The sequence below is a fragment of the Variovorax sp. 54 genome, assembly GCF_002754375.1.
Taxonomy (GTDB): domain Bacteria; phylum Pseudomonadota; class Gammaproteobacteria; order Burkholderiales; family Burkholderiaceae_C; genus Variovorax.
Genome location: NZ_PEFF01000001.1, coordinates 1,651,528 through 1,663,283, shown reverse-complemented (window position 1 = coordinate 1,663,283; position 11,756 = coordinate 1,651,528). Strand labels below are relative to the sequence as shown.

Below are 11,756 nucleotides of genomic sequence, written 5' to 3'. Positions count from 1 at the left end.
TGCCACGCAACCCGTGGAGAAAAAACCGATGTCATCCGAACTCAACCAGATCGCCAGTTGGTCGCTGCGCTGGCGCATCTTTCTGTTTGGCGCGCTGTGCCTTGTCGCCGCCATCGCTGCGGCGAAGCCATTCGACGTGAACGCCGATCTGCAACCCGAGCAGCGCTACCAGCTCGCCCTCGAAGCCCAGGCCGGACGCGACTACCGCACGATGCTCGTGCAACTGCGCCAGGCCGCCACCGAAGGCCATCCCGAGGCGCAGGAGATGCTGGGCATGGTGCTGCTCACGGGGCAAACGCTGTATGGCTCGGCGGTGAAGGCCGACCGCTGCGAGGCGCGCACGTGGATGCTGCGCGCCGCCGAGAAGGGGAGCGAAACGGCCAGGGTGCAACTGGCGTTTCTCAACAGGTTGCGCAGCGCGCCGTCCGGAAAGATCGCTTGTGGTTGATCGCAGTTGATAGGGGTTGATGGCGGGTATGGTGGGCAGCACGCGTACATACTCGGTGACCACCACGAGAGCACCCCTCTATGCCCACTCCTTCTCCCGCGGACCGACTCAAGAACGACGTTGCCCATGAAATCCGCAAGGGCGTGGACCTTGCGATGTCGCACGGGCCGCTGCATCGCGGCAAGGGCATGGTCAGCGGAATGATCGCCCTCGTGCTGGCCAACTTCAGCCTGCTGGCCGTGCTGATGTTCCAGTTTCCGGCCTTCCTGAGTACACCGAAAGTGCGCGAGGTGCTGAGCTTTGACGCGATGCGCACAGTGTTGTTGGTCGCGATGGTGCTGTGCGGCGCCCTGGCCCTGACCAATATCGTTTTCAACCGCGTGCGCCGGCTGTCGGCATGGGCCTTGTTCTGGCTGGCGGTTGCGGTGGTCGGCTCGCAGCTGGGCGTGAGCGCCACCGGGCACGGGTGGCTGCCCGCGGGCAACGTGCCTTCGAACATGCCGTACCTGGGTGTCGACTGGTTCATCTTCGACCTGCTCGCGACCACGCTGCTGTTCACCACCATCGAGAAGCTCAGGCCGCTGCGCCCCGACATGCCGATCTTCCGCAGGGAGTGGCAGACCGACTTCATGTACTTCGTGACAGGCCACCTGCTGGTGGGGCTCACGCTGTTCCTGGTCTACGCCATTCTCTACGGCGCGACGGGCATGTTCGCGGGTGTGAACCCGGTGGGGCAAGACACGTTGCGCGGCTGGTTTCGCAACCTGCCGTTCGGCTATGCATTGCTGCTGCTGATGCTCATCACCGACTTCGCGCGCTACTGGCTGCACCGCTTCTATCACGAGACCGCCATCGGCTGGCGGCTGCATTCCATCCACCACAGCGCCGAAAGCATGGACTGGATTTCAGGCAGCCGCACGCACGGTGTCGAGACCGTGCTGTCGACCGTGGTGATCCTGGCGCCGGCCTTCCTGCTCGGTTTTTCGCAGAGCGTGATCAACGTCTACATCGTGATCGCGGGCGTGCAGGCGGTGTTCAATCACACCAATGCGTCGGTGCGGCTCGGGCCGCTGCGCTACCTGATCGTGACGCCGAACTTCCATCACTGGCACCACAGCCGTGACGCGGAAGGGTTGGACCGTTGCTATGCGGCGCACTTCGCGTTCTGGGACTACCTGTTCGGCACGGCCGTGAAGGCCGACAAGAAAAAGATCTGGCCTGACAACTATGGCGTGGTGGGCGACTACGTGCCCAAGGGGTTCTGGCGGCAGCAGCTCTATCCGTTGACGTGGTCGGGGCGATGGACGGATGAGAATGGCGTCGAGCATCGGGAAAACCGCTGAGTCTTCAACGAAGGGCCACTCCAGATTGAAGAAACGAGGCCGACCCGTGCGCACGTTGTTCATGCTCACCACAGCGTCGTCGCTCCTGTTCGCGTTCGCGCTCGCCGGGTGCGCGGACACAGAAAACAAGCCCGACGCGACCGTCACCCGGACATCCGACGGGTACGAAGTCACGCTCTATGCCACCCGGGGTTTGATGGTTCATGACCCTGCGTCGCTGATCTTCAACCGCAGCTACGAACTCGAATCCCGCATCCGGGTGCCATCGATCGAGGGGCGCATCGACGCATCCGAAGCCTCGGTGTTCGAGGTGAGCGAGTTCGACAAGGTGGCCGAGAAAAAGCCGTCCCCCACATCGCCTGTCGATCTCGGGTTGCGGGAGCAACACGAGAAGGACCGCAGGCCGCGCATCACGGGCGAACTCGTTTTTTCGGGCAACACGCTGACGGTCAACGTGCAGGCGGTGGGGCAAAGCAGCGCGTACCCGTATCCGTTCAACGGCATCTACCGCCTGAAAACACGAAAGTAGCGGCGGCGCCAGCTCCTCAGGTCGCCCAGATGCGCGGCGTGGCCGCCGGCAGTTGCCACAGCTCGCTGCGCCACGCCTGCCAGACCTGCCGCAGCAGCTGCATCGCAGGCTCGACCACCGGCGCGAGCACGCGCAGCACCACCACTTCCGCATGCGGGCTGGTCGCGCCCGCGCTCTCGTGCAGTTCATGCGCTTCGAGCAGCGTGCGCGCTTGCGCAAGCAGGGTTTCGCGCCGTGCCTTGGCCATCGGCGAACCCGCCACGACGAACAGAGAAGCGAGGCAGCGGTGGCCGCCCAGCCCCAGCGGGCTTTGCAGCAGGCGGTGGTCGCTCGCGTCGATGCGCCCGCGCTCCAGCCACACGCCGGGCGCTTCGATGTGCTGCAGGTAGGTGCCGCGTTCGAAGGGCTGGTTGGCGTTCGGCAGGCCGAGCGCGCACACGTCCCAGCCGATCATCTCGGCGCCCGGTGCAACCTCGAGGGTGAGCCGGTTCTCGGCCTGGCAGCCGCTGTAGCAGATGGCTTCGAGCGGCAGCCATTCGAGCCGCGCACCTGATGCCAGGCGGATGCGCGTGCGTTGCAGCGCGGTCTCGCCCTCGGAGCGGTAGAAGCGCGAGGCACCGGGCGTGGTGATCAGGCCGTGGCTGCCATCGGCGGCCTCGATGTCGATGTCGAGCGTGTCGCCGCCGACGAGGCCGCCCGGCGGATGCACCAGCACGTTGTGGCACACCGCATCGCCCTCTGGGTAGAGGCTCTGCAGGATGCGCAGAGGGCCATCGTGCCGAAAACGGGCGACGCTGCGGTCGGTTTCTTTTTGGTAGGCGAGGTGGAGACGGGCGTGCCAGGGCATGCGGTGAGTCTAGTCAGGTCTTCCACGCGCCGTCGTGCGCAGCGGACGCTTCATCGATGAGCGCCGGCCCGATGCACTCGATAGCATGCGGCGACGCACGGAACACGTCGCGGCACGACAGCTCCGCGTCGCGCTGGTCCTGCCGCTCGCCGCGGAACACGCGCAGCCGCTGTGCGTCGATGCCGAAGACCACGCGGCCGATGTTCGACCAGAAGATTGCGCCCGCACACATCACGCAGGGCTCGCCCGAGGCGTAGAGCGTGGCGCCGGCCAGCTCTTCGCGAGAGAGGCCGCGGCCGGCCAGTGCGCGCAGCGCGTTCACCTCGGCGTGTGCGGTGCAGTCGCCGGTTTCGGCGTTGCTGTTGGCGGCCTCGGCCAGCACTTCGCCGGCGGCCGAGACGATGACCGAGCCGAAGGGCCGGTTGCCGCGCCGGCGCGCGGCGTGCGACCACACGATGGCCTTGCGCAGGTAGCGGCCGTCGCGTTCGTCGAGCGTGGTTTCTTCGGGGAGGGCGGGCGTGGGGTTTTCAGGAAGGTTCATGCCTTGGGTGCGGGAAGAAGGCGCTCGCTGCGCGCCGGCAGCATCGAGCTGTTGAAGAGGGCGTCGGCCGAAGGCCGCATCTTGAGGCCGAAGGTGTCGGCCACCTCGTCGACCTGCTGTTCGAGCGTGAGCTTGCGGATGTCGCCCAGCCCATGGCTGCGCGTGTCCGCCGCACCCACGTACTGCGCCGTGAGGCTCCAGCGTTCGAGTTCGACCTTCTCGTCGAGGATCGGTTCGCGCTGGCGCATGGCCGCGATGCTGGGTGCGGGGTTGGCAAAGGTCTCGACGATGGCGCGGTTGGTCGCGCGCAAGAAGGCCGCCACCACCTTCGGGTTCTGCGCGATCAGGTTGTTGCTCGCGAGGATCGCGTTGCCGTACAGGTTGACGCCCGCGTCCGAATACTTGAGCACCGAGAGCTCGTCGGCCTTCATGCGCGCGAAGAGCGAGACGGCCGAGTCGTGGAAGTAGGTGGCGGCGTCGACGTCGCCGCGCACCATCACGTTGTCGCGCGCGCTGAAGTCGGTGGTCTGCCACTGGAAGGCATCGCCGCGCATGCCCTGCTTGCGCGCGACCATCGGCCAGGCGCGGCGCGTGGACTCGACGGCGGCGGCGGCCACCTTCTTGCCCGTGAGGCTCTTGAAGTCGCCGGTCACGCCGCGGTCCTTGCGGCCGATGATCACGAACGGTGCACGGTTGTAGTACTGGTACACGGCCTGCACCACCGGCGTGCCCGGGTTCTGTGCATTGAACTCGACCAGCGAGCTGATGTCGCCCAGGCCCAGCTGGTACACGCCGCTCGCGATGCGCGTGATCGACGCGACCGAGCCGGCGCCGGTGTCGATCGTCACGTCCAGCCCTTCGTCGCGGTAGTAGCCCTTGGCCTGTGCCAGGAAGAAGGGCGCGGTCTGGCCGTTGATGCGGAAGTCGAGCGTGAACTTGAGCGGGGTGAGCTTGCCGCCCTGCGCGAACACGGCAGGGGCGGCGAGGGTGGTTGCAGCTGCGGCAAGAAAGGATCGGCGTTGCATGGTGGGGCCTCGGAGTCGGTGGTCTTGACGGATGCCTCCCACCAGGGCGGGAGGCGCCTCAAGAGCAATTTCCGGGCGGGCGCACGGGGATGGTGCGTGCGCTGCTGAACGCTTCTACTCTTGTGGGCTGTCTTGCATGAGGCATGCCAGGGTGCGGCGCTCGGGCATCGCGGCACGGTGCTTGGAGGCGCGGTCGGGGCGCGTCACAATCCGGGCGCGCTAATTGCAAGTCGGTTGGCGCAGAGTAGAAGCGTTCAGCCTCGCGCATGCCTTGTCATCAGGCGTGCCGACGAAGCAGGAAATTGCTCTTTCACGTTCGTCCCCCCACGCAACAACGAAGGAGTTCGCCCATGCTCGTCACCCAACAACCCGTCTTCCGCAAGTTCTGGCATGCCGTCATGCCGCTCACCGAACTGGCCCATGGCCCCAAGCCTTTCCGGCTGCTGGGCGAAGACATCGTTCTGTTCCTCGACGCCGACGGCCAGCCGGCTGCCCTGCGCGACCGCTGCTGCCACCGCACCGCCAAGCTCTCGAAGGGCTGGTGCGTGGACGGCGAAGGCAAGGCCTGCGGACAAGGCGCGATCCAGTGCGGCTACCACGGCTGGACCTACGACCGCAGCGGCCAGGTGGTGCGCATCCCGCAGTACGAGCCCGACCGCAAGATCTCGCCCGAGTACAAGACCACGGCCTACCACTGCACCGCGCGCTACGGCTATGCCTGGGTGGCGCTGGAGGAGCCCATCGCCGACATTCCGGCCCTTCCCGAGTTCGAAGACCCGGGCTACCGCACGATTTTCCAGTTCTACGAGGAGTGGCAGACCAGCCCGATGCGCGCGCTCGAAAATTCGTTCGACAACTCGCACTTCAGTTTCGTGCACCGCGCCACCTTCGGCGTGGCCGCGAGCCCGAAGCCGAGCAAGTACGAGCTGGTGGAAAACGAGTCGGGCTTCTACGCCGAGACGGTGATCGAAGCGACCAACCCGGTGAAGTTCCATGCGATCAGCGGCGTGACCGACGCGATCACCACGCGCCACATGCGCAACGCCTACTTCCTGCCGTTCGCGCGCCGGCTCGACATCGAGTACCCGAGCGGCATCCGCCACATCATCATCAACTGCTTCACGCCCATCGACGACGGGCGCATGCAGCTGTGCCAATGGCTGTTCCGCAACGACACCGAGGCCGACTGCGCGGCGCAGATGCTGATCGACTTCGACGCGGAGATCACGCGCGAGGACAAGGACATCCTCGAATCGACCGATCCGGATGCGCTGGTCGACACGCGACGGCGCGGCGTGGAGTATTCAATGGAGTCCGACCGGCCGGGGATGCTGATTCGCAAGCACCTGATGCAGCTGCTGGCCAGGCATGGGGAGGCGGAGGTCTATCGCGGGATGACGATTGTTCCGATTGCGAAGGCTGCTTGAGCTCGTCTTCGGCGTAGTTGTTCGGGGCGGCGATCACGCCGACGGCGTACTCCCCGCAGCGAAATCAAGGAGGAGCGAAGCGGGGGACATTCGCGGAGGGGAGTACCCGGTGTCCTGTGCACACGCCCCGAACAAGAGCGAACGCAAGGCCTCAGGCAGGCGCAGTCGTCGGATTCGGTCGAGCCGAACGCGACGGCCCTTGCGCATAGCGGTCCATCGCCAACCCGTCGGTGCGAATCTCCGGCCGCTGACCCGTCACCAGGTCGGAAATCAGCTTGCCCGAACCGCAGGCCATGGTCCAGCCCAGCGTGCCGTGGCCCGTGTTCAGGAACAGGTTGGGGTAACGCGTGGCGCCGACGATGGGCGTGCTGTCGGGCGTCATCGGGCGCAGACCGGTCCAGAAGCTGGCGTTCGGCAGGTCGCCGCCCGGGAACAGGTCGCTCACGACCTTCTCGAGCGTGGCGCGGCGCGCCGGGTTCAGGCGCAGGTCGAAGCCGCCGAGCTCGGCCATGCCGCCCACGCGGATGCGGTTGTCGAAGCGCGTGACGGCCACCTTGTAGGTTTCGTCGAGCACGGTCGATTGCGGTGCGAGCGATTCGTCGAGCAGCGGCACGGTGAGCGAGTAGCCCTTGACCGGGTACACGGGGATGTCCAGGCCCAGCGAGGCGATGGCGGCGCGCGAGTAGCTGCCGAAGGCCATCACGTAGCGGTCGGCCGTGAGGATCTTGCCGGCGCGGGTGCGCACGCCGGTGATGCGGCCGCCGTCGGTTTCGAGGCCGTCGATGGTCTGGCCGAAGCGGAAGTCCACGCCCAGGCCGCGTGCGATCTCTGCGAGGCCGCGCGTGAAGAGGTGGCAGTCGCCGGTCTCGTCGTTGGGCAGGCGCAGGCCACCCGTGAGGCGGTCGCGCGCACCGGCCAGGCCGGGCTCGACGCGCGCCAGGGCATCGCGGTCGAGCAGTTCGTAAGGCACGCCGCATTCCTCGAGCACGGCGATGTCGCGCTGCACCGCGTCGAGCTGCGCCTGCGTGCGGAACAGTTGGAGCGTGCCGCCGGTGCGGTGCTCGTACTGCAGGCCGGTGTCGGCGCGCAGCTGCTGCAGGCAGCCGCGGCTGTATTCGGCCACGCGCATCATGCGTTCCTTGTTGACCGCGTAGCGCTCCGGCGAGCAGTTGCGCAGCATGGCGGCCATCCAGCGCAGCTGGAACAGCGTGCCGTCGGGGCGGATCGACAGCGGCGCGTGCTTCTGGAACATCCACTTGATCGCCTTCAGCGGAATGCCGGGCGCGGCCCACGGCGTCGAGTAGCCGGGCGACACTTGGCCGGCGTTGCCGAAGCTCGTTTCCTCGGCCGCGCCGGCCTGACGATCGAGCAAGGTGACCTCGGCGCCGGAGCGCGCGAGGTAGTACGCCGTGGTGGTGCCGATCACGCCGCCGCCGAGAACGATGACTTTCATGGTGTATTCGCGTATCTGAGTGGAATGATGTGAATCTAAAGTGCACAATGAAGTGGATTCCATTGTTTTTAGGCGTTTGGCGGTGAAAATCGCTGCCGAAAACCATCCAAGGCCCCGCGCGGAGTGAAATGCCCGAACTCGACCGAATCGACCGCAAGATCCTCGACCTGCTGCAGCGCCAGGGCCGCATTGCCATGACCGAACTGGCCGAGCGCATCGGCCTGTCGGCCTCGCCCTGCGCCGAGCGCGTGAAGCGCATGGAGCGCGACGGCGTCATCACCGGCTACCACGCGCACGTGTCGCCCGAGGCGCTGGGCAAGACCTTGCTGGTGTTCGTGGAGATCAAGCTCTCGGCCAAGTCGGGCGACGTGTTCGACAAGGTGAAGCAGGAGCTGCTGCACATGCCCGAGGTGCTCGAGTGCCACCTGGTGTCGGGCAGCTTCGACTACCTCGTGAAGGCGCGCCTGAGCGGCATGAGCGAGTACCGACACCTGCTGGGCGACATCCTGAAGAAGCTGCCGGTGGCGGCCGAGTCGCACAGCTACGTGGTGATGGAAGAGATCAAGGAAACGCTGATGCTGGCGGTGGACCGGTGAGCGGGGCGGCCATCGACATCCGGCCCTGGTGCCTCGCCGACTTCGACGCGGTGAAGGCCATCCTCGAGGACACCTTCGCCAGCACCTGGCTGCCGCAGCTCACGCCCGAGGCCGCGAAGGCCTATGCCGACAGCGGCGAGCCCGTGGGCTACATCGACGAGAGCGGCCCGGCCTTCTTCGTGGCGGAACTCGAGGGCGAAGTGGTCGGCATGGTGCACTGGGAACACGACTTCGTGCAGGCCCTGCACGTGCCCGCCGCGCACCAGCGCAAGGGCATCGCCCGCGCGCTCATGGCCTTTGCCGAAGCCGGCATGCGCGCCGACGGCGTGGCGCTCGCGCGGCTCGAAACCGACACCTTCAACACGCAGAGCCAGGGCCTGTACCGCGCGCTCGGCTACCGCGAGGCCGGGCGCTACCCGGATCTCGAATGGCACAGCGGATTCACGACCATCCTCTATGTGAAAGACTTGGCCTGAGCTTTCTCTTCACCCCTTCAAGGACATCGGCATGACCCTCTCGATCCGCCGCGACGGCACCACCGGCACGCGCCACATCCTCAAGATCCGCAACCACGAGATCCCGGTCGATGCCTCGCCCGCGGGCGGCGGCAGCGACGGCGGCGCCGAACCGCACGACCTGTACGACGCGTCGCTGGCGGCCTGCAAGGCGCTCACGGTGCTGCTCTACGCGCGCCGCAAGGGCATTCCGGTGGAAGACATCGAGGTCGTGGTCGACCGCGACGACAGCGAGGAACGCAAGGGCATCTACCGCCTGAAGTCGGGCCTGCGCCTGACCGGCGACCTGACGGAGGCGCAGCGCGAGGAGCTGCTGCGCGTGGCCGGCAAGTGCCCGATCCACAAGCTCATGACCGAGGTCAAAACGGAAATCGAAACCGGCTGGGCGGACTGAGGCTGCGGCCTCTTCTCTACTTCGCCGCTTCGGCCAGCTTGCGCGCCGCCGCCACGCGCTTGGCATAGCGGTCGCCCCAATCGGCCAGCGGCCCGAGGGCCGCATTGAGCGTGGCGCCGAGTTTCGTCTCGGAATACTCGACGCGCGGCGGCACTTCGTGGAAGACCTCGCGGTGCACGAGGCCGTCGGTTTCCATCTCGCGCAGCTGCTGGATCAGCATCTTCTCGCTGACCTCGGGCAGCAGCCGCTTCAGCTCGCCGAAGCGGTAGGGCTGCAGGTGCAGCTCCCACAGGATGACGGCTTTCCACTTGCCGCCGATGACCTCGAACGCGGGGCCGATGCCGCAGTTGTAGGGCTTCTTTGCTGCCATCCGTTGCTCCTTTGGTTTTAATACTTCCGATTTGGTAAGTACCTTACTTTATTGTAGGTACTTGACCATATGGAAGTGTAATTCCTACGATGCAGGCGTCATCAACCACTGCATCGGATTGCCATGAGCAACACCAACAAGGAAGTTTCGGTTCTGGGCCTGGGCGCGATGGGCGTCGTCATCGCGCGGCTCTTTCTCGACCAGGGCTACAAGGTCACGCTGTGGAACCGCTCGGCCGACAAGGCCGACGCGCTGGTCGCCCGCGGCGCCGTGCTGGCGCGCAGCGCGGCCGAGGCATTGCGCGCGAGCCGCATGGCCGTGATGTGCGTGTACGACTACCGCGCCGCCGACGCGATCTTTGCGATGGACGGCGTGGCCGCCGCCATGGACGGCCGCCTGCTCGTGCAGCTCACCACCGGCAGCCCGAAAGATGCGCGCGAGGCCGAAGCCTGGGCGCACCGCCACGGCGCCGCGTACCTCGAAGGCGCGATCCAGGCCGCGCCGGACCAGCTGGGGCGGCCCGACACGCCGCTGCTCGTGTCGGGTGCGCAGACCGTGTTCGCCGAGGCCGAGCCCTTCCTGAAGGTGCTGGCCGGCGGCATCGTCTACCTGGGCGAGAAGGCCAGCGCGGCCGCGGCCATGGACCTCGCCACGCTCTCCAGCATCTACGGCACCATGCTCGGCTTCCTGCACGGCGCGCGCATCGCCGAGCACGAAGGCTTCGACGTGGCCGAGTTCGGTCGCATCGTGGCGGGCATCATGCCGACCTTCGCGGGCTTTCTTCAGCATGAGGGCGCGGTCATCCAGTCGGGCGACTTCACGATCACGCAGAGCCCGATGCGCATTTCGGTCGAGGCCACGCAGCGCATCCTGCAGACCGCGCAAGAGGCCGGCATCAACACCGAGTTCCCGACCTTCGCCGCAGGCCTGTTCCGGCGCGCCGATGCGGCGGGGCTTGGCGGCGAGGAGCTCGCGGCGCTGATCAAGCTGCTGCGGCAGTAAGGAAAGATCAAGCCCACCGCATCGACTGGATCGCGCGCACCACCTCGGTCTCGCGTTCGATGAAGAAGTCGGTGTGGTTGCAGTGGTCCAGCGTGAGCCGGTGCGGCGTGTCCAGCGCGGCCACGAGGCGGTCGGCGTCGGCGCGGCGCACGCGGCGGAAGATGCGCAGGAAGTCGGCGGCGTCCTTGCCGGTCTGCGCATCCAACGGGCGTTCGAGCCAGGGGAACAGGTCGCGCTGGTCGAGCGGCAGCGCGGTCACCACCAGCGCCGGGGCGCGCACCGGCCGGTAGTCGGGCGAGAAGCGGTGGGCTGCGGTGTCCATCGCGGTTTCCACGGCGTCGGGCGTGTTCGGGCGCACGCTGCCGTCGGCCTGCTCGTCGAGCGCGTCGTGCAGGTTGGCTTCGAGTGCCGGCCACCAGTTCTTCGACTTGCGCCGCAGGTAGGCGATGGCTGCCTTCATCGAGCGGCCGTCGTCGGGCGTGGGCGCGGGCTCGTCGAGCTGGCGGTTCATCGGCGGGTCTTCGCCGCCGGTGTCGGCGTCCTTCGTGTAGTCGAAGGTGGTATCGAGGTACACGAGGCCGCGCACATGGTCGGGGAAGCGGCTCGCAAAACGCGTCAGCTCGTTGCCCGCGATCGAATGGCCGCCGAGCACCACGCGCGTGAGGCCGAGCGCGTCGCACAGTGCGGCCAGGTCGTCGACCAGCGTGTCGACCTCGTAGTGCTGCGTGGCGTTGGCCACCGGCAGCGGCTTGTCCGAGAGGCCGTAGCCGCGCCGGCTGACCGCGACCACGCGCGAGGCGGCGCCGGCCGTGACGAGCGCGGGCGCCAGGCTGTCGAAGCAGCGTGCGTTGCCGCCGAGCCCGGCCAGCAGCACGATCACGGGGCCCGAGGCGTCGGGGCCGCCGGGGCGCTGCCAGTCGCGCACCTGCAGCGAGACCTCGGGTGTGGTCGACACCTTCACGCGGCGGTCGGTGGCTGCCACGGGTTTGTCGTTGCCGATGGGGGCGGGCGCGGTGCCGACGTTGTCGCCTCCGCCGCCGCAGGCCGCCAGCCCGGCCGCGCTGCCGAAGAGCACGGCGCGCAGCAGGTCGCGGCGCTGGAAGTGAAGCGGGTTCGCCCAGTGGGGGCGAGCCGTGGAAGGTGAGGGGCGAGACACGTCGATGCTCCAGGCATGAAGAAGAAAGTAGAAGCCTTGCAGTGTGGGCATGCCACCTGAAGAAGCCCTGCAGCCTTCATGAAGGCTTCCTGAAGCGGGGCGACGGCGTG

14 protein-coding genes are annotated in these 11,756 nt (G+C 67.1%); 8 read left to right on the top strand and 6 right to left on the bottom strand.

The genetic code is table 11. From position 1 onward, the window contains the following. The first annotated feature begins 28 nt into the window (after positions 1 to 28). The 3 genes from CLU95_RS07450 (at position 29) to CLU95_RS07440 (ending at position 2,320) form a co-directional block, all read left to right on the top strand. Entirely contained in the window at positions 29 to 448 is a 420-nt protein-coding gene (locus tag CLU95_RS07450; RefSeq protein ID WP_099791841.1) for a sel1 repeat family protein, read from the top strand. An 80-nt stretch (positions 449 to 528) separates the two neighbouring features. Further along, entirely contained in the window at positions 529 to 1,791 is a 1,263-nt protein-coding gene (locus CLU95_RS07445; RefSeq protein WP_373668438.1) for a sterol desaturase family protein, read from the top strand. Between the two features lie 46 nt (positions 1,792 to 1,837). Further along, positions 1,838 to 2,320, top strand: coding sequence for a hypothetical protein (locus CLU95_RS07440; RefSeq protein WP_143605974.1), 483 nt, complete (start codon positions 1,838 to 1,840; stop codon positions 2,318 to 2,320). Positions 2,321 to 2,336: 16 nt separating this feature from the next. On the opposite strand, the gene CLU95_RS07435 is transcribed toward CLU95_RS07440, so the two are convergent. From CLU95_RS07435 to CLU95_RS07425, 3 genes are read right to left on the bottom strand one after another with little or no spacing between them, the layout of a single operon-like run. Next, entirely contained in the window at positions 2,337 to 3,167 is an 831-nt protein-coding gene (locus CLU95_RS07435) for an urease accessory protein UreD (protein WP_099791835.1), read from the bottom strand. 13 nt (positions 3,168 to 3,180) lie between these two features. Continuing rightward, positions 3,181 to 3,708: a nucleoside deaminase gene (locus CLU95_RS07430; protein ID WP_099791833.1), complete on the bottom strand. Its 528-nt coding sequence runs from the start codon at positions 3,706 to 3,708 to the stop codon at positions 3,181 to 3,183. Then, positions 3,705 to 4,733, bottom strand: coding sequence for an ABC transporter substrate-binding protein (locus CLU95_RS07425; RefSeq protein ID WP_099791831.1), 1,029 nt, complete (start codon positions 4,731 to 4,733; stop codon positions 3,705 to 3,707). Before CLU95_RS07425 ends, CLU95_RS07430 begins: the two co-directional genes overlap by 4 nt. 350 nt (positions 4,734 to 5,083) lie before the next feature. Between CLU95_RS07425 and CLU95_RS07420 the strand changes: the two genes are divergently transcribed. Further along, a complete protein-coding gene (locus CLU95_RS07420) occupies positions 5,084 to 6,160 on the top strand; it encodes an aromatic ring-hydroxylating dioxygenase subunit alpha (RefSeq protein ID WP_099791829.1) in 1,077 nt (358 codons plus the stop codon). 151 nt (positions 6,161 to 6,311) lie between these two features. Here CLU95_RS07420 and CLU95_RS07415 read toward each other — a convergent pair whose 3' ends face one another. Then, on the bottom strand, positions 6,312 to 7,613 hold the full coding sequence (locus CLU95_RS07415) for a D-amino acid dehydrogenase (protein ID WP_099791827.1): 1,302 nt from the start codon (positions 7,611 to 7,613) through the stop codon (positions 6,312 to 6,314). Positions 7,614 to 7,741: 128 nt separating this feature from the next. Between CLU95_RS07415 and CLU95_RS07410 the strand changes: the two genes are divergently transcribed. Genes CLU95_RS07410 through CLU95_RS07400 form a run of 3 tightly spaced genes read left to right on the top strand, consistent with a single transcriptional unit; the run spans position 7,742 to position 9,118 of the window. Beyond that, entirely contained in the window at positions 7,742 to 8,209 is a 468-nt protein-coding gene (locus CLU95_RS07410; protein WP_056578796.1) for a winged helix-turn-helix transcriptional regulator, read from the top strand. Continuing rightward, a complete protein-coding gene (locus CLU95_RS07405) occupies positions 8,206 to 8,685 on the top strand; it encodes a GNAT family N-acetyltransferase (protein ID WP_099791825.1) in 480 nt (159 codons plus the stop codon). The genes CLU95_RS07410 and CLU95_RS07405 overlap by 4 nt, the downstream gene beginning before the upstream one ends. A 31-nt stretch (positions 8,686 to 8,716) precedes the next feature. After that, positions 8,717 to 9,118 carry an OsmC family protein gene (locus tag CLU95_RS07400; protein ID WP_099791823.1) on the top strand — a complete coding sequence of 134 codons (402 nt, stop codon included), beginning with the start codon at positions 8,717 to 8,719 and terminating at the stop codon, positions 9,116 to 9,118. Between the two features lie 16 nt (positions 9,119 to 9,134). Here CLU95_RS07400 and CLU95_RS07395 read toward each other — a convergent pair whose 3' ends face one another. Further along, positions 9,135 to 9,488 (bottom strand): winged helix-turn-helix transcriptional regulator, encoded by a 354-nt coding sequence (locus CLU95_RS07395; protein ID WP_099791821.1) that lies wholly within the window; start codon positions 9,486 to 9,488, stop codon positions 9,135 to 9,137. A gap of 123 nt (positions 9,489 to 9,611) precedes the next feature. On the opposite strand from CLU95_RS07395, the gene CLU95_RS07390 reads away from it, so the two are divergent. After that, a complete protein-coding gene (locus tag CLU95_RS07390; protein WP_099791819.1) occupies positions 9,612 to 10,490 on the top strand; it encodes an NAD(P)-dependent oxidoreductase in 879 nt (292 codons plus the stop codon). Between the two features lie 7 nt (positions 10,491 to 10,497). On the opposite strand, the gene CLU95_RS07385 is transcribed toward CLU95_RS07390, so the two are convergent. Next, entirely contained in the window at positions 10,498 to 11,697 is a 1,200-nt protein-coding gene (locus CLU95_RS07385) for an alpha/beta hydrolase (RefSeq protein ID WP_099791817.1), read from the bottom strand. Positions 11,698 to 11,756: the final 59 nt, after the last annotated feature.